The organism is Micromonospora sp. NPDC050980 (assembly GCF_040653835.1).
GTDB lineage: Bacteria > Actinomycetota > Actinomycetes > Mycobacteriales > Micromonosporaceae > Micromonospora.
Genome location: NZ_JBFAGS010000019.1, coordinates 75,988 through 96,722 on the forward strand (window position 1 = coordinate 75,988; position 20,735 = coordinate 96,722).

Annotated in this window: 19 protein-coding genes and 1 pseudogene; 9 read left to right on the forward strand and 11 right to left on the reverse strand. The window is 73.2% G+C overall.

The genetic code is table 11. The annotated features are described in order from the left end of the window. The first annotated feature begins 92 nt into the window (after positions 1 to 92). Positions 93 to 2,294 (forward strand): RNA polymerase recycling motor ATPase HelR, encoded by a 2,202-nt coding sequence (gene helR / locus AB0H28_RS24185; RefSeq protein WP_358044309.1) that lies wholly within the window; start codon positions 93 to 95, stop codon positions 2,292 to 2,294. On the opposite strand, the gene AB0H28_RS24190 is transcribed toward helR, so the two are convergent. From AB0H28_RS24190 to AB0H28_RS24200, 3 genes are read right to left on the reverse strand one after another with little or no spacing between them, the layout of a single operon-like run. Beyond that, complete coding sequence (locus AB0H28_RS24190; protein WP_358044312.1) at positions 2,273 to 3,088, reverse strand: ABC transporter permease; 816 nt, start codon at positions 3,086 to 3,088, stop codon at positions 2,273 to 2,275. The two genes, helR and AB0H28_RS24190, sit on opposite strands and share 22 nt — an antisense overlap. Next, positions 3,085 to 4,056, reverse strand: a complete 972-nt coding sequence (locus AB0H28_RS24195) for an ATP-binding cassette domain-containing protein (RefSeq protein WP_358044314.1) — start codon at positions 4,054 to 4,056, stop codon at positions 3,085 to 3,087. The genes AB0H28_RS24190 and AB0H28_RS24195 overlap by 4 nt, the downstream gene beginning before the upstream one ends. A gap of 60 nt (positions 4,057 to 4,116) precedes the next feature. Then, the gene (locus tag AB0H28_RS24200; RefSeq protein ID WP_358044317.1) at positions 4,117 to 4,995 is read right to left on the reverse strand and encodes an alpha/beta hydrolase; all 879 of its coding nucleotides are present in this window, start codon (positions 4,993 to 4,995) and stop codon (positions 4,117 to 4,119) included. A gap of 73 nt (positions 4,996 to 5,068) precedes the next feature. Here AB0H28_RS24200 and AB0H28_RS24205 point away from each other — a divergent pair, with 73 nt between their 5' ends. The 7 genes from AB0H28_RS24205 to AB0H28_RS24235 all read left to right on the forward strand — a co-directional run bounded on the left by AB0H28_RS24205 (position 5,069) and on the right by AB0H28_RS24235 (position 11,521). Beyond that, on the forward strand, positions 5,069 to 7,048 hold the full coding sequence (locus AB0H28_RS24205; protein ID WP_358044320.1) for a BTAD domain-containing putative transcriptional regulator: 1,980 nt from the start codon (positions 5,069 to 5,071) through the stop codon (positions 7,046 to 7,048). A 138-nt stretch (positions 7,049 to 7,186) separates the two neighbouring features. Further along, positions 7,187 to 8,587: a pyridoxal-dependent decarboxylase gene (locus tag AB0H28_RS24210; protein ID WP_358044322.1), complete on the forward strand. Its 1,401-nt coding sequence runs from the start codon at positions 7,187 to 7,189 to the stop codon at positions 8,585 to 8,587. After that, positions 8,584 to 9,219, forward strand: a complete 636-nt coding sequence (locus AB0H28_RS24215) for a hypothetical protein (RefSeq protein ID WP_358044325.1) — start codon at positions 8,584 to 8,586, stop codon at positions 9,217 to 9,219. The genes AB0H28_RS24210 and AB0H28_RS24215 overlap by 4 nt, the downstream gene beginning before the upstream one ends. A gap of 87 nt (positions 9,220 to 9,306) precedes the next feature. Further along, positions 9,307 to 9,708, forward strand: a complete 402-nt coding sequence (locus AB0H28_RS24220; RefSeq protein WP_358044327.1) for a YbaB/EbfC family nucleoid-associated protein — start codon at positions 9,307 to 9,309, stop codon at positions 9,706 to 9,708. Further along, the gene (locus AB0H28_RS24225) at positions 9,695 to 10,015 is read left to right on the forward strand and encodes a type VII secretion target (protein WP_358044329.1); all 321 of its coding nucleotides are present in this window, start codon (positions 9,695 to 9,697) and stop codon (positions 10,013 to 10,015) included. Before AB0H28_RS24220 ends, AB0H28_RS24225 begins: the two co-directional genes overlap by 14 nt. Before the next feature lie 11 nt (positions 10,016 to 10,026). Continuing rightward, on the forward strand, positions 10,027 to 11,286 hold the full coding sequence (locus AB0H28_RS24230; protein ID WP_358044332.1) for a WXG100 family type VII secretion target: 1,260 nt from the start codon (positions 10,027 to 10,029) through the stop codon (positions 11,284 to 11,286). Positions 11,287 to 11,290: 4 nt separating this feature from the next. Beyond that, complete coding sequence (locus AB0H28_RS24235) at positions 11,291 to 11,521, forward strand: hypothetical protein (protein ID WP_358044334.1); 231 nt, start codon at positions 11,291 to 11,293, stop codon at positions 11,519 to 11,521. A 134-nt stretch (positions 11,522 to 11,655) separates the two neighbouring features. Here AB0H28_RS24235 and AB0H28_RS24240 read toward each other — a convergent pair whose 3' ends face one another. The 7 genes from AB0H28_RS24240 to AB0H28_RS24270 all read right to left on the reverse strand — a co-directional run bounded on the left by AB0H28_RS24240 (position 11,656) and on the right by AB0H28_RS24270 (position 18,873). Further along, entirely contained in the window at positions 11,656 to 11,796 is a 141-nt protein-coding gene (locus AB0H28_RS24240) for a hypothetical protein (RefSeq protein ID WP_358044337.1), read from the reverse strand. Then, positions 11,793 to 12,125, reverse strand: a complete 333-nt coding sequence (locus AB0H28_RS24245; protein ID WP_358044340.1) for a class I SAM-dependent methyltransferase — start codon at positions 12,123 to 12,125, stop codon at positions 11,793 to 11,795. The genes AB0H28_RS24240 and AB0H28_RS24245 overlap by 4 nt, the downstream gene beginning before the upstream one ends. 78 nt (positions 12,126 to 12,203) lie before the next feature. Then, on the reverse strand, positions 12,204 to 12,878 hold the full coding sequence (locus AB0H28_RS24250; protein WP_358044343.1) for a hypothetical protein: 675 nt from the start codon (positions 12,876 to 12,878) through the stop codon (positions 12,204 to 12,206). A 2-nt stretch (positions 12,879 to 12,880) separates the two neighbouring features. Beyond that, the gene (locus tag AB0H28_RS24255) at positions 12,881 to 13,891 is read right to left on the reverse strand and encodes a hypothetical protein (RefSeq protein WP_358044346.1); all 1,011 of its coding nucleotides are present in this window, start codon (positions 13,889 to 13,891) and stop codon (positions 12,881 to 12,883) included. A 327-nt stretch (positions 13,892 to 14,218) separates the two neighbouring features. Beyond that, positions 14,219 to 14,824 carry a hypothetical protein gene (locus tag AB0H28_RS24260; RefSeq protein ID WP_358044349.1) on the reverse strand — a complete coding sequence of 202 codons (606 nt, stop codon included), beginning with the start codon at positions 14,822 to 14,824 and terminating at the stop codon, positions 14,219 to 14,221. Then, positions 14,821 to 18,273: a protein kinase gene (locus tag AB0H28_RS24265; RefSeq protein WP_358044352.1), complete on the reverse strand. Its 3,453-nt coding sequence runs from the start codon at positions 18,271 to 18,273 to the stop codon at positions 14,821 to 14,823. The genes AB0H28_RS24260 and AB0H28_RS24265 overlap by 4 nt, the downstream gene beginning before the upstream one ends. A 9-nt stretch (positions 18,274 to 18,282) precedes the next feature. Next, positions 18,283 to 18,873, reverse strand: a complete 591-nt coding sequence (locus AB0H28_RS24270) for an SAVMC3_10250 family protein (protein ID WP_358044355.1) — start codon at positions 18,871 to 18,873, stop codon at positions 18,283 to 18,285. Between the two features lie 452 nt (positions 18,874 to 19,325). Here AB0H28_RS24270 and AB0H28_RS24275 point away from each other — a divergent pair. After that, positions 19,326 to 19,457 (forward strand): annotated as a pseudogene (locus AB0H28_RS24275) (DUF397 domain-containing protein); the annotation flags it as partial. Between the two features lie 30 nt (positions 19,458 to 19,487). On the opposite strand, the gene AB0H28_RS24280 reads toward AB0H28_RS24275, so the two are convergent. Beyond that, on the reverse strand, positions 19,488 to 20,735 hold the full coding sequence (locus AB0H28_RS24280) for a protein kinase (protein WP_358044358.1): 1,248 nt from the start codon (positions 20,733 to 20,735) through the stop codon (positions 19,488 to 19,490).

Consider the following 20,735-nt stretch of genomic DNA (forward strand, 5'->3'; position numbering starts at 1 on the left):
CCGCAGAATTGCCGGCCGAAGCCCATTCCCCGAACACCGGAAAAAGCCGCGAAGAGCGGAGGCCCCCGTGTGTCCGCAGATCGGAGCCAGCCGTGAATCCGCCCAGCACAAGCGTTTTCGATCTCCCCGAGCGTCTCGCGGCGAAAGCCGACCCGGACCTGATCGCCGATGACGAGCGGCACTTCGCGCTCATCGCGGAGAGCCTGCGCCGGTCGACCGCCGAGCTGTCGGACCGGCTCGACGCCGAGCGCCGGGCCGCGGGCGGCAAGGGCCGGCAGGCCGTCGAACGGGACCAGGAGGTTCGCCGGTTGAGCGCGCGGCTGCGTACCCTGCGCCGGTACGGCCTGGACCTGTGTCTGGGGCGGATGGTCGGCGCGGACGGCGCCGCCGGGATGTACGTGGGGCGGCTCGGGCTCACCGACGGCGCGGGCGGCCGGCTGCTGCTGGACTGGCGGTCCCCCGCCGCCGAGCCGTTCTTCGGCGCCACCCACGGCAACCCGATGGGCCTGGCCAGCCGCCGCCGCTACCGCTGGACCGACGGCCGGATCACCGACTACTGGGACGAGGTGTTCACCGTCGACCGGCTCGCCGGGCACGCGGCCCTCGACGACCAGTCCGCGTTCATCGCCAGCCTGGGCGGCACCCGCTCGGCCCGGATGCGCGACGTGCTCGGCACCATCCAGGCCGACCAGGACGCGATCATCCGGGCCGGCTCACGGGGCGCGCTCGTGGTCGACGGCGGTCCGGGCACCGGCAAGACGGTCGTCGCGCTGCACCGCACCGCGTACCTGCTGCACGCCGACCCGCGGCTGGGCGCGCGCCGCGGCGGGGTGCTGTTCGTCGGCCCGCACCAGCCCTACCTGAGCTACGTCTCCGACGTCCTGCCCAACCTCGGCGAGGAGGAGGTGCAGATCTGCACGCTGCGTGACCTCGTACCCGAGGGGGCGACGGCGACGGCCGAGCCGGACCCGGAGGTGGCCCGGCTGAAGTCGTCCGCGGAGCTGGTCGGCGCGGTCGAGGCGGCGGTGCGGTTCTACGAGGAGCCGCCCGCGACGGCGATGACCGTCGCCCTGCCGGACGCCGAGCTGCGGGTCACCGCCGGCGACTGGGCGGAGGCGTTCGCGGCGGCCGGACCGGGCGCGGCGCACAACGAGGCCCGCGACGAGGTCTGGGCGGAGCTGCTCGCCATTCTGGTGGAACGCTACGACGGCGACGAGCCGGAACACGCGGTCCGCCGGGCCCTGGCGGGCGACCGGGAGCTGGTCACCGCGTTCGGCCGGGCGTGGCCGCTGCTCGACCCGACCGACGTGGTCGCGGACCTGTGGTCGGTGCCGGCCTACCTGCGCCGGTGCGCCCCGTGGCTGGACGCCGACGAGCTCCGTACGCTGCGCCGTGTCGACGCCCGGGCCTGGACGACCGCCGACCTGCCGCTGCTGGACGCGGCCCGCCGGCGGGTCGGCGACCGGGAGGCGTCGCGGCGGCGCCGCCGCGACGCCGCGGCCCTCGCCGCGCAACGGGAGCAGATGGACACGGTGGTGGAGGCGCTGATCGCGTCGCACGCCTACGACGACGGCGAGGGGCTGATGACCATGCTGCGCGGGGAGGACATGCGGACCAGCCTGGTCGACGACAGCGTGCTGACGGTCGCCGACCCGGACCTGCTGGCCGGGCCGTTCGCGCACGTGGTGGTGGACGAGGCGCAGGAGCTGACCGACGCGCAGTGGCAGATGCTGCTGTCGCGCTGCCCGTCGCGCAGCTTCACCGTGGTCGGCGACCGGGCCCAGGCCCGGCGCGGGTTCACCGAGTCCTGGCGGCAGCGGCTGGAGCGGGTCGGGTTCGACCGGATCGCGGTGGCGTCGCTGACCGTCAACTACCGCACGCCCGCGCAGGTGATGGCGGTAGCCGAGCCGGTCATCCGGGCGGTGCTGCCGGACGCGAACGTGCCGACGTCCATCCGCACCGGCGACCTGCCGGTGCGCCACGGCGCCCGCGGCGAGTTGGACGAGGTGGTGCGGAGCTGGCTCGCCGAGCACGCCGAGGGGATCGCGTGCGTCATCGGCGAACCGGCGTTCCCGGCGTCGCCCCGGGTTCGGTCGCTGACCCCGGAGCTGGCCAAGGGGTTGGAGTTCGACCTGGTGGTGCTGGTCGAGCCGGAGGCGTTCGGCGGCGGGATCTCCGGAGCGGTGGACCGTTACGTCGCGATGACCCGGGCCACCCGGCAGTTGGTCGTGCTCGCCGGCGGGAGCGGTGGGGCCGCCCCCGCCGGCGAGGTTCAGCCGCCCAGCGCGCGGTAGCGGCGCAGCGACAGCGGCACGAACACGGCGACCAGCGCCAGCGGCCAGAGCACGGCCAGCAACGGGTGGTACGCGGCGATCCAGCCCTCGCCACCCCAGCCGGGGTTGCCGAACAGCTCCCTGGTGGCGCCGACGGTCGCCGACAGCGGGTTCCACTCGGCGACCGCGCCGAGCCAGGCCGGCATGGTCGACGGCGCCACGAACGCGCTGGACAGGAAGCCGAGCGGGAACTCCAGCGTCTGCACGGCGGTCACCGCGCCGGCGCCGTTGGTCACCAGGCCGAGGTAGATGCCCACCCAGGTCAGCGCGAAGCGCAGCAGCAGGATCAGACCGAGCGCGGCGAGCGTGTCGCCGGGGCCGCCGTGGGCCCGCCAGCCCACGGCCAGGCCGGCGAGCAGCATGACCGCGAGCGTCACCACCGCGAACAGCATGTCGGCCAGCGCCCGGCCGAGCAGCGGGGCCAGCCGGGAGACCGGCATCGACCGGTGCCGGTCGGTGACGCCGCGTTCGGCGTCGGCGGAGACCGCCATGGTGGTCTGGCTGATGCCGAAGAGCATGGTCATGGCGAACATGCCGGGCATCAGGAACTCCCGGTAGCTGCCGCCGCCGGGCACCTGGAGCGCGCCGCCGAACAGGTAGGCGAACATCAGCACGATCAGGATGTCGAAGGCCAGCGCGCCGGCGAGCGGCCCGGGCTCCCGGCGCCAGTGCGCGAGTGCGCGACAGGTGAGGGTGAGGCTGTCACCGGCCAGGGACGGGCGGCCCGGCGGCGAGGCGACGGTGGCGGCGCTCACGCGGGCACCCTCACGGTGGCGTCGACCCGCTCGGCGGGTCGGCCGGTGAGCCGGAGGAACACCTCGTCGAGGGTGGGGCGGCGCAGCGCCACGTCCGCCACGGTCACCCCGTCGGCGTCGAGCGCGCGCAGCACCTCGGTCAGCGCGCCGGCCCGGTCGTCGACTTGGGCGCTGACCGCGCGGCGGTCCGGGTCGACGACCGGGTCGGCGGTGGCCACCCGGCGCAGCCGGTCGGCGGCCGCGGCGAGGTCACCGGCGTCGCGGACGACCAGGTCGATCCGGTCGCCGCCGAGGCGGGCCTTGAGCGCGTCCGGGGTGCCCTCGGCGACGACCCGACCGGCGTCGAGCACGCAGATGCGGTCGGCGAGCTGGTCGGCCTCGTCCAGGTACTGCGTGGTGAGCAGCACGGTGGTGCCGGCCCGGACCAGGTCCCGGACCGACTCCCACACCTCGTTGCGCCCGCGCGGGTCCAGTGCCGTGGTGGGTTCGTCGAGGAAGAGCACCGACGGCGTGCGGATCATGCCGACGGCCAGGTCGAGGCGCCGGCGCATGCCGCCGGAGTACGTCCGCACCGGCGCGCCGCCGGCGTCGGCGAGCCCGAACCGCTCCAGCAGCTCGGTGGCGCGCCGCCGGGCCGGGGCCCGGCCGAGGTGGAACAGGCGGCCGAAGATGACCAGGTTCTCCCGGCCGCTGAGCGCCTCGTCGACGGCCGGACGCTGCCCGACCAGGCCGATGCGGTAGCGCACCCGCTCGGCCTGGCGGGCGACGTCGAGGCCGGCCACCACGGCCCGGCCGGCGTCGAAGCGCAGCAGTGTGGCCAGGATCCGTACGGCCGTGGTCTTGCCGGCGCCGTTCGGGCCGAGCAGCCCGCAGACCGTGCCGGGTGGCACCCGCAGGTCGAAGCCGTCCAGCGCGGCCGTGTCCCCGTACCGCTTGCACAGCCCTTGCGTGATGATCGCGTGTTCCACCGGGTCGCCTCCTCCGTGGTGTCGTCGCCTTACCGTACAAGGTACGGTAGAAGGCGCACGCTACCGCTTCAGGAGCGCCCGCAGCGCCGCACTGATCTCGGCCGGCGCCTCCTCGGCCATGAAGTGCCCGGCGGTGGTGGTGCGGTGCTCCAGGTCCGGCGCCCAGGCCCGCCACACCGCCGCCGCGTCGTATCCCAGCGCCGCACCCCAGTCCTGCTGGATCACGGTCACCGGCATGGCCAGCCGCCGGCCCGCGTCCCGGTCCGCCCGGTCGTGGGCCACGTCGATCCCGGCCGAGGCCCGGTAGTCGGCGACGATCGAGTCGACCGCCTCCCGGGAGGCCCGCAGGTACTCGGCGCGCACCTCCGCCGGAACGGCCGACGGGCCGGTGCCCCAGGCGTCGAGGAAGTGACCGAAGAACGCGTCCGCGCTGGCGGAGATCATCCGCTCGGGCAGGCCGGGCGGCTGCGCCATCAGGTAGAGGTGGAACGCCACCGCCGCCGACGCCCCGTGCAGCACGTCCCACATGTCCAGGGTGGGCAGCACGTCCAGCGACGCCAGGTGGGTCACCACATCCGGGTGGTCCAGGCCGGCGCGCACCGCGACAAGCGCGCCCCGGTCGTGCCCGGCCAGCGCGAACCGCTCGTGCCCGAGCGCCCGCGCCAGCGCCACCACGTCGGCGGCCATGGTCCGCTTCGCGTACGTTTCCTCGCCGTGCGCGGGCGGCTTGTCGCTGGCGCCGTACCCTCGCAGGTCCGGGCAGATCACGGTGTGGTCTGCGGCCAGGTCGGCGGCGACGTGCCGCCACATCAGGTGGGTCTGCGGGAAGCCGTGCAGCAGCACGACCGGGCGGCCGACGCCGCCCACCGCCACGTTCAACGCCACGCCGTCGGCGACGGTGACCCGCCGGTAGTCGAATCCTGCGATGCCGATGCTCATTCCGGTGCCTCTCTCGTTCGTCCTACCGGTGAAGCGTGCCGGCGCCGGATGAGCAACCGATGAGCGCGCTACGGTGACCTGGGTCGAGGAGGGGTCGGTGCAGGTCAGCTTCGGGGTGCTCGGTCCGGTCACGGCCTGGGACGACGCCGGTGCACCGGTCGACCTGAAGGGCCCCCGGCACCGGGCCGTGCTGGCCCGGCTGATCGTCGCCCGGGGCCGGGTGGTGCCGGTCGACCACCTCGTCGACGACCTGTGGGACGACCCGCCCGCCGGCGCGGTGGGCGCGGTCCGCACGTTCGTGGCGGCGCTGCGCCGCCGCCTGGAACCGCGGCGTGCGCCGCGCGAGCCGGCCCGGTTGCTGGTCACCGACGGACCGGGGTACGCGCTGCGCGCCGCACCGGACGGGGTCGACGCCTGGCGGTTCGCCGACCTGGTCACCGGTGCCGCGGAGGCGCTCCCCCGCGCCGCGCTCGACCGCCTCGACACGGCGTCGGGCCTGTGGCGCGGCCCCGGTTACGCCGGCCTCGACCAGTCGTGGGCGCGCGCCGAACGGGCCCGCCTCGACCAGTTGCGGCTGACCGCGGTGGAACGGCGCGCCGAGGCGCTGCTCGCGCTCGGGCGGGCCGCCGACGCCGTACCCGATCTGGACGCGCACGTGGCGGACCACCCGTGGCGGGAGGACGGCTGGCGGCTGCTGGCGCTCGCCCTCTACCGCGCCGGGCGACAGGCCGACGCGCTGGCCGTGCTGCGCCGGGCCCGGGAGCGACTGCGTGACCAGCTCGGCCTGGATCCCGGCCCGCGGCTGCACCGGCTGGAGACCGACCTCCTGCGCCAGGCCGACCCGGAGCCCACCGGCCCGGCGCGGGTGTGGGCGGAGGCCGCCGCCGCGTACGAACGCAGCGTGGTCCCCGGTGCGCGGGCCCGGCTGGAGTCCACCGTCGGGCTGCTGCGCAGCCTCGCGGTGACCGGGCCCGGCGGCCTGGCCGCGGCCCGCGACCAGCGGGTCGCCGCCATCGAGGCGGCCGAGCAGCTCGGCGACGCGGACCTCACCGCGCGGGTGATCGGCGGCTACGACGTGCCGGCGATCTGGACCCGCGCCGACAACCCGGAGCAGGCGGCCCGGGTGGTGGCGGCGGCGGAACGGGCGCTGGCCGCCCTCGGCCCGGACGCGCCGGAGGCGACCCGGGCCCGGCTGCTCGCCACCGTCGCGGTCGAGTCCCGCGGCCTGCCGTCGACGCGCGGGCCGGAGGCGGCCCGGCAGGCCGCGGCGATCGCCCGACGCCTGGCCGACCCGGCGCTGCTGGCCCAGGCGCTCAACGGCGTGTTCATGCAGACGTTCCGCCGCGCCGGGCTGGCCGCCGAGCGGGACGCGATCGGCGCGGAGCTGGTCGAGCTGGCCGCCCGGCACGGCCTGGCCCCGGTCGAGATCCTCGGCCGGCTGATCCGGATGCAGGCGCGCGGCGCGCTCGGCGACTTCACCGCCGCCGACACGCACGCCGACGCCGCGGACCGGCTCGCCGCCCGCCACGAGTCCCCGCTCACCGGCGTGTTCACCACCTGGTACCGGGCCATGCGCACGGCGGCGGCCGGCGCGCCGTACCCGGAGGCGGAGGCCGCCTACCGGGCCGCCGCCGTGCGCATGGCCGGCTGCGGCATGCCCGGCGTCGAGCGGGGCCTGCTCCCGCTGGCGCTGCTCTGCCTGCGGGTGTGGCACGACCTCCCCGCCGACTTTCCCGACCACACCGACTGGGGCCCGTACGCGCCCTGGGCCCGCCCGCTCGTGCTGCTCGCCGCCGACCGGCGTGCCGACGCCGCCGCCGCGCTGCGCCGGACCCCGCCACCGCCGCGCGACCTGCTGCTGGAGGCGTCGTGGACGCTCACCGGCCGGGCCGCCGTGGCGCTCGACGACGCGGCCGCGATGCGCCGGGCCCGCGATGCGCTCGCGCCGGCCGCGCCCGAACTGGCCGGCGCCGGCAGCGGGATGCTCACCGCCGGTCCGGTCGCCGCGCACCTGCACCGGATCACTGCCGCTCTGGAGGCGGAGTCGGGGTGACGTCGTCGTCCACGGACCGCCGTGCGGCCACACCCGTGGACTCAACCCCGGGCGTGGCCCGGGCGGCTCCTGCGGCCAGCGCCACCAGATACCGTGGGCGCACTCGGCCCCGGGGCGCGGCCGGGCTATGGTGCGGCGATGGACGAGCTGCGGAAGCTGTTCCGGCAGGCCGCCGACCACGCGGCCGACTACCGGTGGACACTCGCCGAGCGGCCGGTCGGCGTGCCGGTCGACCAGGACGCGCTGGACCGGGCGTTCGCCGTCCCGCTGCCGGCCGCGCCCACCCCGCCCGGAGAGGTGCTCGCGGAGCTGGTGGCCGCCGCCGAGCCGGGGCTGATCGCCAGCGCCGGCCCGCGCTACTTCGGCTTCGTGGTGGGCGGCGCGTCCCCGGCCGCCACCGCCGCCGACATGCTCGCCGCCGGCTGGGACCAGGTCGCGTTCAACGCGGTCAGCTCGCCGGCCGCGATGGCCGCCGAAGCCGCCGCCGGCACCTGGCTCAAGGAGCTGCTCGGCATCCCGGCGACGGCGTCGGTCGGCTACGTCACCGGCGGCCAGGCGGCCAACACGGCCGGGCTCGCCGCGGCCCGGCACCAGGTGCTCGCCGACGCCGGCTGGGACGTGGAACGGCGCGGGTTGCTCGGCGCGCCGCCGGTGCGCGTGTTCGCCGGCGCCGAACGGCACGCCACGGTGGACCGGTCGCTGCGGCTGCTCGGCCTCGGCACCGACGCGGTGCGGGAGGTGCCCGCCGGCCCGCAGGGCGCGGTCGACCCGGCCGCGCTGGCGGCGGCGCTGCGGGACGCCGGCACCGGACCGACCATCGTTTGCCTCCAGGCCGGCAACGTGAACACCGGCGCGTTCGACGAGCTGCGTACGGCGTGCGACCTGGTCCACCGGCACGGCGGCTGGGTGCACGTGGACGGCGCGTTCGGGCTGTGGGCCGCCGCCGCCCCGACCACCCGGCACCTGGTGGACGGCATCGAGACGGCCGACTCGTGGGCCTGCGACGGGCACAAGTGGCTGAACCTGCCGTACGACACCGCGTTCGCGTTCTGCGCCCGGCCGGACGTGCACGCGGCGGCCATGTCGTACGCCGCGGCGTACCTGGTGGGTTCCGGCGGCGCGCCGGCGGGCGCGGACCTGACCGCCGAGTCCTCGCGCCGGGCCCGGGGCTTCGCGGCCTGGGCCGGGCTGCGGGAGCTGGGCCGCGACGGCGTCGCCGCGCTGGTCGAACGCTGCTGCGCGCTGGCCCGCCGGTTCGCCGACGGACTGACCGCGGCCGGGTTCGAGGTGGTCAACGACGTGGTGCTCAACCAGGTGCTGGTCGGCTTCGGCGACGACGCGGACACCGACCGGGTGGTGGCCGCGACGCAGGCCGACGGGACGTGCTGGGTGGGCGCCACGACGTGGCGCGGGCGGCGGCTGATGCGGATCTCGGTGTCGAACGCGACCACCACCGAGGCCGACGTGGACCGGTCGGTGGCGGCGATCACCCGGCTGGCCCGCCGGACGGGCGGCGGCGTGGTTCACTTCCGGTCGTGACGTGGCGACGGGCAGCTTCCGCAGCGGTGGCGTTGGTGGTGGCCGTGGCGGTGGTCGGCGGGTGGCGTTGGTGGCACCAGCGCCCGCCCTACGGGCCGGAGGCGCTCCAGCTCCGCTCGTCGCTGGAGTTCGTCACCTACGACGAGGCGCAGGCCGCGCTCGGTTCGGCGTACCAGGCGCCGGTGGCGTCCGGCGGTGACCAACTGGTGCTGGGCCGGGTGTCCTGGCAGACGCCATCGGCACCGTTGGACGGCGGATACTTCGCGCTCTTCCTCGTCGACAAGCGCACCGACCTCAAACCGCCGGTGTTCGCGGTGTCCGCGCCGCAGGAAAGCGTCGGCATGGGCAGCGCCGGGGTGGAGAACAGGATCGCCGACCGCTACCCCTGGTTACGCGGCGCGGGCGACGTGCGGATCAGCGAACACGAGTGGCAGAGCGTGGGAAGCCGGCTGGCGATCGGGGACGTCGCCGCCACACCGGTGACGTTCGTGGCGCTCTTCCCGCACCTGGACAGACAGCAGCGCGAGTTCCCGATCGCCACCGCGCCGGTGACGCTGCCCGACCTGCTGCTGGCGTTGGTCTACTTGGGACCCGACGGCCAGGTCTACTGGGCGCAGCGGCTCCAGGGTTGACGCCGAACCTGGATACGTGACGGGACATGCACCCAACGCGACCGGTTGATATCGTCACGGTCACCGAAGTCCCTGGGGAGGGTGGCCATGTGGGCGGACGAGGCCGCGCTGGACGCGGCGGGACGCCGGCTCGACGAGTGGGAGTCGGGCCTGGTCGCGCAGGCCGCGCGGGCGACGGCCCTGTCCGCGCGCACGCAGGCGCTGACCGGCACCGCCCGCAGTGACGACGGTCTGGTCGAGGTGACAGTCGACGCGTCCGGGCTGCTGGCCGACCTGCGGCTCGACGAACGCACCCGGCAGCACGCCGCCGCGCACACCGCACAACAGGTGCTGGCCACCGCCCGGGCCGCCCGGGCCGACCTGCTGCGGCGGCTCACCGAGGCGACCGCCCAGACGCTCGGCCCAGACGACCCGACCGCACGGGCGATCGTCGAGTCCCACCGGCGGCGGCTCGACCCCGACCAGGGCCCGCCGGATGCCGGCCGGTGAGATCCTCCAGGTCGACCCGGACGACCTGACCGCCCACGCCGCCCACCTCGACCGCTGCGCCGACAGCATCGACACGGCCCGGCGGGCCGGCCAGCACGTCCGGCTCGGCGCCGACGCGTACGGGCAGCTCTGCCAGATCATGCCGGTGCTGCTCGACGGCCTCCAGCGCACACTGGTCGACGGCGTCGTCGCCGCGGCCACCTCGGTCCGGGACACCGCCGGCAAGGTCCGCAGCAGCGCCGAGCGCTACCGCGCCTCCGACACCCACGCCGCGCACCTGCTCGACCAGGTGCGGAACCGCCGGTGACCACCAACCCGTTGGTCGCCGGCGCGGCGGACACCGGGCCCAGCGCCTGGGCGGGCATCTGGATCTGCGAGGACATCGAACTCATCGCCCACGGCGTCCGCACCGGCAGCTGGATCGACGGCAGCCTCGGCGTGGTCAGCGCCGGCCTGGACGCCCTCGCGATCGTGTCCGACCCGGTCAGCGCGCTGCTGCAGTACGGCATCGCCTGGCTCATCGAACACGTCAAGCCGCTCAGCGAAGCCCTCGACTGGCTCGCCGGCGACCCCGCCGAGATCACCGCACACTCCCAGACCTGGCGCAACGTCGCCGCCTCGCTGCGCGAGGACGCCGCCGACCTGGCCCACGCGGTCCGCACCGAGGCCGCCGGCTGGATCGGCGCCGCCGGCGCCGGATACCGCACCTGGGCCCACGAGCAGCAGCAGGCCATCACCGGGCTGGCGCAGGGCGCCGAGGCGATGGCCGCGATCACCGAGGGCGCCGCCGGCCTGGTCGCCGCCGTCCGGCTACTGGTCCGCGACGCCGTCGCCGCCTGCGTCTCCCGCCTGATCGTGTACGCGGCCGAGTTGGTCGCCAGCGCCGGGCTGGCCACGCCGCTGGTCGTGGAGCAGGTCACCACGACGGTGGCGTCGTGGGGAGCGCGGATCGCGCGGCTGTTGCGGGGGTTGATGGCGAGCCTGCGGCGGCTGATGCCGGAGGTGCGGCGGCTCGGCGAGCTGATCGAGAAGCTGAAGCAGGCACTGAGCCGACTCACCAATCCTTCACCTGGATCTCCGCACAGCCCGCTCGAAGGGGTGCACGGCGGGCACACCAGCCGCCCAACCAACCTGTCCGACTACGAGCGGCAACAGGGCTGGGCCAATGACGCCTATGCAGCGATCCGACAGCAGGACGATGCTGCGACGATTGCGGCAAACCTCGCCGATGCTCCCCGCCTGGATGGTTCTCGAGGCTTTTCAGCAGCGGAGGTAGAGCAGATCCGACGACACATCTTCTTTGAGGAGCATCCGATGGACGACTACGCCGGTGGGATCGTCCGACAACGGTACGACCCCAGCGCACCGATGGCCGAGGCCTGGTTGCGTCTGCGCCGAGGCGACCCCCTACCGGAGGACTTAGGGCTGCTGGAACACGAGCTGGCAGAGTCGAGGTACTACCAGGCCCACCCACATGCGGACTACCGGGAAGCCCACGCCGCCGCAAACCGGACCTCGAACTGGCAGGACTCGATCCCCGGCCCGACGTATGAGGACTACTCAAGGTGGGGAGAATAGCGACATGGGCATGATGGTGGTCGCACGTCGGGTCGACGCTCCGGCGCACGAGGTGCGATATGAATTCGGGTTCGAGGACCGGTTCGATCGCGTCCTCGTCATCGACCCGCAGACCCTGGCGGCGAGTGTCGAGGACGGCGACTTCAACGACGCAGCCAGCGCCATCACAGCCAAGATTGTCAGCTCATGGCGAAAGGCAGGAGACTTTCCGCAGAGGATGCTCTACGCGAGTTGACACTGAGGATCCCGTGGCCCGCGGAGGGAGTGGGTGGAACGCCACGGGTGTCTCCGGCTTCGTTTGACGCCCATGGCGTTCCACCGGGCACCTCGCGCTGGTAGACGCCGGATCCGCTCACTATTGGGGCGCGGCTACTTGTCGCGGACGCCGGACTGCAGCCATAGCGGCGTACCGTTGGTGACGGCGATGCCGCCGCCGGGATGCAGCAACGGCCGCACGGTCTCGAACAGGGTGTCGCGGTCCATGAAGTGGATGGCGACGGCGACGGTCAACGCGCCGATCGTCCGGGCGCCAAGCAGCCGGGACAGGGCGGGTGGTCGCCGTCACCGCCGAGGATCCAGGTGACGTTGGTCGTTCCGGCGTCCACGCCGGCGCATCGGGCGAGGGCCAGCATGTCCGGCTCCGGGTCCATGCCGACGACCGCACCGATCCTGGCAGCCAGCGGGATGCTCAGCTGACCGGTGCCGCAGCCGAGGTCGATCGCCGTGTCATCGGCGCCGAGGGGGAATGTCGCGGTGAGCGCGTCGAGCACCGTGGGCGCATAGCCGCGCCGATGCCGGGCGTAGTAGGTGGCCACCTCGCCGCTGAAGCCGCTCGTCATGGCGGAAGCCTGCCCGCTGCTGGCGGCAGTGTGCGAGCCATTCTGCTGAGGGCATGTGGGCGAGCGCAAACCCGGGGTTCAGCGGTACTGACGCCGCTGGGCGGCCAGGATCTCGCTTCGCATCTCGGGTGCCAGTTCGACCACCTCGACCTGGACGTCAAAGGCACGGAGTGCGCTGGCCGCCCAGGACCGGGACGTGGTGAAGTGCCGAGCCGCTTCCTCGTCGGACAGGCAGAGCACCATCCGGGGGCGTGTGGGATGCGTCGAGGCGACGAACAGCAGTCGCATCGCGTCGGCGAGAACCTTGTTCTTCTGCGCGGGCTTGGGTGGTCCCTGATGCGCCCACGCCTCGACGAGGACGCTGAGGACCTCGTCGGCTCCGTCGACCTCGACCCGCGCGCCGTCGGGCAGAAGGAATCTGCGGGGCTGCAAGGCCTGTCCCAGACGTTCGCCCAGCAGAGCGAGCATGACTCCCTCGGCCCGCCGCTGCGTGGCGCTGTCCCCCGTCGCCGGCTCGGGCAGCACCTCCTGCGCGACGATCGCGTCCACCGGCTCGGTCCGGATCTCGTTCACGATCTTGCCGCTGGCGCCGGTGTACCGGCGCAGCCGGCGGTCCTGCTCCAACCTGCGACATGCCCGGTTGATCGTCTGTCGGGGCTGCACACCGAGCCGTCGCGCGAGTTCGTCGTCGTCGAGCGGCGCCCGGGCGCGGACCAGCTCCTCGATGATGCGCTCCGCAATCGTCAGCGCCATGCTCAGCTCCTCCGGCTCGGCGCCGAACCGGTGCGCCACGCCGTCGTTGTGAAGGTCGCGGTGACGTCGCGACCGTCGGTCAGCACGTCCGCGAGCCTGATCCGGACACCGGCCCGCACCACCTCGGTTCCTCGGCCGAACGACGCCGGCATCCGCCACGTACGCCAGGCGCGCAGCGGCATCGCCGCCTCCCGCTTCTGCCGCTTGAGGGTCGCCTCGGCGGCGATGACATCGGCGTGACGGCCCTCGACCACCTCCACCAGCTCGGCACCCGCCAGCAGGTGCTGCCGGACCCGACGCGCGCCGCCGACCCCGAACTTGAGCAGACCGCGATGGCGGACCAGATAGAGCAGGTGAGTGGTGTCCCGGAGAGCGGCGAACGACCTGTCACCCGGCTCCGGAGGACACTGCGGGCAGGACCGCTCGCGGAGCCGCTGCCAGGCTCCGCACCGGTCGTGGACGCCCCAGGTGCCATGGGACGAGGGCCCGGTCCGTTCGCCGCACCACGGCAGCCCGTGCACGTCACCGGTCACGTCGTTCCAGCCGTCCCGACGACGCCGGTCGAGTTCCGTACCGAAGGCGATCGCGGCCTGGAACTCCGCGGCGGCGCGTACCGGAACGGCGTCGGCCGGTGTGAGGCCGGCGAAACGACGAACCTGGTCCCCGAGCGCGGGTTCGTGCGGGACGCGGGCGAGCACGCGTTCCCCGGCCGCGAGGGCGTACCCGGTCGAGCGGTCGTCCAGGCAGATGTGGCACCGGGTCCGCCAGCGGGTATGGCAGACCCGATGGGCGCCACAGGTTCGACACCGGTAGAGGTCCGCCGCGCTGTCCTCCGGCAACACATGCAGCCGTTCCATCTGGTCCTCCACCAGGGCGGCACACGGACGGTAGTGGACGTACCAGGCGATGTCCGGGCCGTGACCACGCGAGCCCGCCCGGCCACGCACGGCCTCGCCGCAGTTGACGCAGACCACCTCAGCCGGTCGACCGGCCGTCTTCCCGCGGGCGGTCATCCGGTCGCGGTGCCGGTCCGGGCCGCCGTGGCCGCAACCATGTGTGCTCCCGTCGTCCCTGCCGTGATCCGGCCAGCCAACCAGACTCTCGAAGTGGATCAACATCTCGGTCAGGAACGCGACTGATCGTCCTGCGAACTCGCAGGGCGGCATCCCGCGTGACATACAGCCCCAACGAGGAGGCGCGGTGATCGCGCCGCCGACCGCAGCACCGCGTCCACCGCGCGGGTGTTCGGCTGCACGAACGCGGCCAGGCTGTCGTAGAGGACGGGGCTGACCCGCGACGACAACTGACCAGCCTGCTCGCCGCCTGATCTGCCGAGCGGATCACGGTGCGGGGGGAATGGAGACCCCGTTGTCGTCGAGTAGCGAGCCGTCCAGCGCACGATCGGTCTCGACGGCGGTCAGCGACACCGCCACATCGCCGTCGCCGGTCGGGAAGCGGGTGAAGCTCAGCAGGATGAATCCCAACCGCTTGTTGCCCCGTACGGCGTTGTCGAGGGGCCTGGTGTTCACGCCTTCGACGAGCCACTGGTAGAGCGGCTGCGCGTCCTCCTGCCGCCACCCCTCCAACCTGCCGTGGTGAACCGCCAGCGTCAGCTTCTCGGCCAGGTATCCAGGATCGCAGACGCTGGTGATCGTCAGTTCGAGTTTCTCGAACCGGTGTCCCGCTCCGAAGTGCCACAGGGCCTGCACCTTGCGAACCCCGGGGGTCAGCGGCCGCCCGACGAACATCCAGTGGTACGCGTCCACGACGGGTGCGTTGTCCCTGAGCCAACTCTTCCCATCCCGCTCCACCACGACCCAGGGCGCCGGGATCTCGTTGAACTCGTCGGTCCACACGATCTCCGGGATCTCCCAGGCCTCCAGCCAGGACCGTACCTGCTCCCGGTTGGCCACGAACTTCGCCCGCAGGTCGGGTTTGGACGTCATCGATCACTCCCGTGGTCCCAGTCGAGGCCCCAGATCCGGACGTTGCCCTGGTGGTCCCCGGTGACGATGGTGCGGAAGGAGGCGTCGGCGCGGATCGCGTTCACCCTGACGGGGTGACCGTGCAGCGATCGGATCCGGCGCCGGGCGCGGAGGTCCCACACGTCGAGGGTCTCGTCCCCGCCGTCTCCCGCCACGGCGAATCGACCGTCGGAGGAGACCGCCACCTCCTCGGTCCCGTAGCGGAGATCGGGCTCCGCGAGGGCCCGCCCGTCGAACACCACCTCTCCGGTCGCGGCGTGCCAGACCACGAAACCCGCCATCCCGGCGATAACGGCGAGGCGACGGGAGTCGGCGAAGGCCAGGTCCGCCGACGAGCTGTGCCGGACCCCGTCGAGGCGGTACAGCGGGCGCCGGCGCTCCGGCCGCCACGCGGTGAGGCGGGTCATCTCGGCCAGCAGCAGCACGCCGGAGGCGAAGCGGATCTCCGTGTGCGAGTGGACGTCCGGGAAGGTACGCACCACCTTCCCGGTGTCGATCGACCGGACCTGCACGCTTGTCGTGTCGCCCGTCTCCAGGTGCACCGCGACGGAGCGGGACTTCTCGTCAGCCGTGACGCCATGGATCGTCCCGGCGCCGGTGCGGATCTTCGCGACGCAGGCCGCATCCCTCAACGACCACACCGTCGCCAGCCCGTGTCCGAACCCGACCGTCAGCAGATCACCGGAGATGTCGAGCGTCGTCTCCCCCTCGTCGCGGGGCAGGGCGCCGGCGACCTTGAACCGGGGCTCGAACGTCGCCGTGTCGTGGCACGCGACGGACCCGTCCGCGTAGCCGATGACCAGGTCGCGCCCGGCCCGGGCGAAGTGCAGGCCGCGGGCGGGGTTCCGCCTCTCGACCACCGAGCCCGCCTTCTCCAGCGTCTCCAGGTCGAAGATCTCCACCTCGTCGATGTTCGCGGGAAAGGCGAACAGTCGCCCGTCGTCGCTGACGTCGAAGGTCCCGTGGGCGAGCATCACGTCGGACAGCTCCTGCTCCACCCAGATGCCGGCCAGTTCGGTGCGTCGCCGGCCGCGGCCCGCGTCCCGGGCGGCCCGCCGCAGCCGCGGATGGCGCGCGAAGCCGGGAATGGTCCTGGCCTCGCGGACGGCGTCGGTCGCGCGCCGGCCCTCCCCGGCCGCGATCATCCCTTCGATGCGCGCCATGACCTGGTCGAACGCTCGCTCCTCGGAGGCGAGGGCGCCGACCGGGCGAGGCGGCGCGTACGCCCAGGGGGCGAGATGTCCGGGCAGCGGCATCGGCAGGCGCGACAGCGAGGTCCGGCCGCGGTAGCCGTCGCGTTCGGCGATGACGGCGTATCCGCAGTCACCGCTGAACGCGGTCGCGTCACGATGCGACCCGCGCTTCCAGTCCTTCGGGAAGGTACGGACCAAACGGCGGATGGCCAACTCCAGGACCTGGAGGTCGCCGGTCCCGGGGTCGAGCAGCGCCCAGCCGGCCCGGCCCGAGACGCCGAGCACGTCGTATCCGAAGAGCCAGGGAACCTCCCACCGACGCGGCTCGTCCCAGACCCGCATGTCCACCGTCATCATGGACCGGACGCCGAGCCGCAGGACGATCGACCCGTCCGTCGCCAGGGCGATCCTGCGGTCGTCGGCGCCCATTCCGTCGGTCGGCATCTGCAGGCCGCGCATCCTCGTACGCCGCAGGGGCCACCACTGCTCCACCCGGCGATCGACGTCGGTGCGGCCCAGTGAAGCGGAGACGCACACCTCGGCGTCCCGGGCAAGGATCACCCGGGTGACCCGACCCTCGTGGGGTTGGATGTCAGCGACCGACTCCCACGTGTCGGTGCGGAAGACGAGGACGCGACCGTCGGCCGTGCCCACGGCCGCGAAGCCGCCCTCCGGACTGAGCGCCACGGCTGTTCCGCCGTCCAACCGGCCGTCGAGTTCGGCGGCGCCGTCGGTGAGACGCCACCGCTCGACCACGGTGTCCTGGTAGCAGACGAGGACCCGCGCCCCGGCGTGGTCGATCGCGACGTCGACGGGGGTCCGGCCCGGATCGGCGAGTTCGCCGACCACCCGGCCGGCGAGGGCGTCCCAGATCCGCACCCGGCCCGACGCCTCGGCCACCACCACGTGCGTCGCGTCGTGATCGCACGCCATCGCCACGACCTCGCCGGTGAACTGCCCGAACGTCTCAAGCGTGCCCCTCGGCGCCAGTCGGGCACAGCGCTCGCGGGCAGCGGTGATCTCGGGTGAGCCCGGATGTTTCCGGTCCGCCTCGGCCAGGTGCTGTTCCGCGAGGACGCCGTCACCGCGTTCCAGGTGGACCATCGCGGCGAGATGGTCGGCTTCCCACGAGTCGCCGGTGGCGCGCAGCTCCGACAGCAGGGTCTCGTCGGTGACGAGCCCGTCGGCCCACCTGGTGAGCCCGTGGTTGTAGACCGCGCGGACGTTGTGCGGATCGATCGCCTTCGCCTGCTCGAACAACTCGATCGCCCGGCGCTGCTCGCCGAGGTCCCACAGCGACAGCGCCTTGTTGGACAGGCCGTCGGCCTTCAACGACGGCGGAACCTGCCGGGACCGTGGGTAAGGGCTGCCCATGCGGTCCGCGTACACGGCGGCGAGGACGGCCTCCGCCTCGGCGGTGTCGTTGATCCGCGACCGGGGATCGCGCGCGAGGCAGCCCGCCAGCAGGTCACGCAGCGCCGCCGGGAGATCGGTGCGCAGCGCCGCCAGCGCGTCCGCGCCGTCGTGGCCCCACTCCCAGAGACGACGCCCGTGCAGCACCTCGATCACGGTCAGCGCCCAGGACCACAGGTCGCTGGCCCGACCGATCCGGCCGTCCGGATCGACCTGCTCGGGAGAGCAGTACTGCGGCGTGAATCCGCCGAGCGTCGCGTACGCGGTCTCGGCGGATCCCTGCGGATCCTGCGCGGCGTGCGCCTTCGCCTTGGCCGTGCCGAAGTCGGTCACCCGAGCGGTCTCGCCGTCGTACATGATGTTCGAGGGTTTGATGTCCTGATGCACCAGGCCCACGGCGTGGGCGTGCCCGATGCCGCGCAGCGTCTGGATCGCGACGTCGAGCGCCGCCGGGAGGTCGCGGCAGCGGCCCTCCCGCACCGCCGCGGTCAGGTCGCCGCCCGCGACCCATTCGGAGAAGATCACCGGGTACGCGCCGACGCGTCGCACGTAGGCGCAGCCGACCACGTTCGGGTGGGGATCGAGATCGGTCCAGGCCTGCGCCTCCTGGGCCAGCAGGTCAAGGATGCCGGACGCGGTGGCCAGGTCGGGTCGCGGCGTCTTCACGGCGAGGTCGACGTTCCACCCGAGGTGACGGGCGCGGTACACGAAACCCATGCCGCCGGTCTCGACCACCTCCTCGATGCGGAACGTGTCGAGGACGGTCTCCCCCGGCCGCCACCGGATCACGTCCCCCGCGTCCACCCCGAAGCCCTAGTCGGCGAGCGCCACGTAGATCGGGCTGCCCAGCAACGCGCCGTTCGGTCCCGACTTCTCGGCCAGCCGCTTGGCGACGAACTCGACCGGTTGCGCCGGCCCCGGGAGCCCGTCCCCGATCTGCGCCAGGGCCTCGTGGAGGCGCTCGTCGTCGAACTCGCCCGGCTCCGCGTGCAGCTCCTGAAGCTTGCGGAACAGGTACGGCGGCACCGAGCCGCGCGCTTCGGCATCGCCGCCGCCGACCACGTGCGACGCCGACCCGCCCAGCACGATGACCTGGTCGTCGAGCGTCCCCGCGAAGACCACGATGCCGGCGGTGGGGAACACCTGCCAGCGCATCGGCAGGCAGGCCTGGAAGTAGGGGCCGGGCTCGAACGCGGTGCCGATCTGGTCGGCGTCCTGGAGGTGGCGGATCACCTTCTCCAGCTTGTCGAGGTCGTGGCGCTCCGGCCGGACCGCCTTGCGGCTGTAGCGGACCACCTTCAGATCCACCGCCAGCTCGGTCTCGTGCTGCGCGGAGGGAGTGACCTGCGCCGCGAGGAGCCCGAGCTTGAGGTGCGACAGGTAGAGGTAGTACTTGAGGGTCAAGGCATGCTCCGGTGGCAGGGAGGGGGCCGACTCCAGCCTACGTGGCATGTGCTCGCGCTGCCGCCCGCTGCGGTGACGTCCGGACTCCGGCCTCGGCCGTCCCCGCACAGTCCGCGGGGCCACCGAGGAGGTGACGGGAGCAAGGTCCGACGTGATCGGCGCGGTTCGGGTGCTCGACGTCAAGGCGATGTGCGAGCTGTGCGGGGTGTCCGACGAGCTGATCGACGTGATGAAGGGGTTGGCCACCAAGACGAAGTGCAAGGGGTGGTGGCACGCGTACGGGGATGCAGTGCCGAGCTGGTTCGAGCTGCACGTCGGCCTGGAATCCGCCTCCGCCAGGCTTCGCCGCTGCGAGGAATCACTGATCCCCGGCCTACCTCAGACGCGCAGGTACGCATCCGGGCGCGGTCGCAGGCTTCGTCGTCGACTTCCGGGCAACCAAGGGCGGGCGAGCTGTACCTGAGCCGTCCCTGGTCCTCGTCGCCGTACGTGATTCGGAGAACCCCGACCGGCCCGCCCTCACCTTCACTCCGCAGACCTGGCCCCCCTTCTTCGGCGGCCTCGTGCGCGACGCGCGTCACTGATCACGACGCCGAGGCCCTCGCTCGCGAGAGTCAAGCTGAGGAATTCGGTTCCGTCACCGGTTGCGTCAGTTCCCCCAGTTCGACACGGCATGCGATCGCGTCTCGACGGCACTGTTCAGCGAGATCTTCGTGGCCTGCCGAGTGACGTAGGTCCCGACCAAGCTCCTCGAAGGCACGCTCCGCCCGCCGGAAGTCGCCTCCGAGCATGAGGAGATTGGCGAGATCGAGCCGTAGCGGGACGATTTCGTCCCCAGCCCTGGCGGCATCGAGAGAACGCTCCAGGAGTTCCGCCGCCTGCGCGAACCGTTCCTGCTCGGCCAATTCCTCGACCTGTGCACGCAGCTCGGCCAGGGACTGCACCGATCGCTGTGGTGGCACGACGTCCGCGGTCGTCGACGCGGCCGGACCGGCCTCACCTCCGCCCAGCGCACCGACGCTTCCGCCGCCGCTGAAGGGCGTGAGGAGCTGCTCGACCTCAGTAGCCGACGCGGGCCGGTCCGCCGGATCCTTCGCCAAGAGGCAGAACAGAAGATGAGCCAGATCGTCGGGCACATCCGAGCGGTACTCGGTGACGATCGGGATGGGTGACCGCATGTGCCGGTGCAGCATCTCCAGCGAGTTCGCGGCCTCGAAGGGCGGCCTTCCGGTGAGCGTCTCGAAGAGGATGCACCCGAGGGCGTACAGGTCGGCGGCAGGTCCGACGGCCGCGCCGGACGCCTGCTCCGGCGCGATGTAGGCGGGCGTGCCGAGCGTGTGACCGGTGGCAGTCAGGCGGGACTGCTCGGCCGGCCCGATCAGCGCGGCGACACCAAAATCGAGGACCTTGACGACACCCGACGGCGTGACCATGAGGTTCTGCGGCTTCAGGTCGCGATGCACAAGGGAGGCCGCGTGAGCGGCCGTCAGCACGGAGCAGACCTGCGCGGCGATCGACGCCGACTCGGCCACCGACAGTCGCTCCTGCTCGGCGACGAGGTCGGCGAGCTGGGATCCGCGGACCAGTTGCATGACGATGTACAGGTCGTCGTCGTGCACACCGAGGTCATGGATGACCGGCACACCGGAGTGGTCGAGGCGGGCGGTCACCCGCGCCTCCCGCCGGAAACGCTTGACCGCGACCTCTCGCTCGGTCTCCGGCACCTCCTTGGTCCGGAGGAACTTGACCGCCACCGGTCGGTCGAGGCGCTCGTCGTAGCCGGCCCAGACCTGGCCCATCCCGCCACGGCCGATCGGATACGTCAGCTCGTACCGATCGCTGACGCGGTCCCCCGCCTGCAC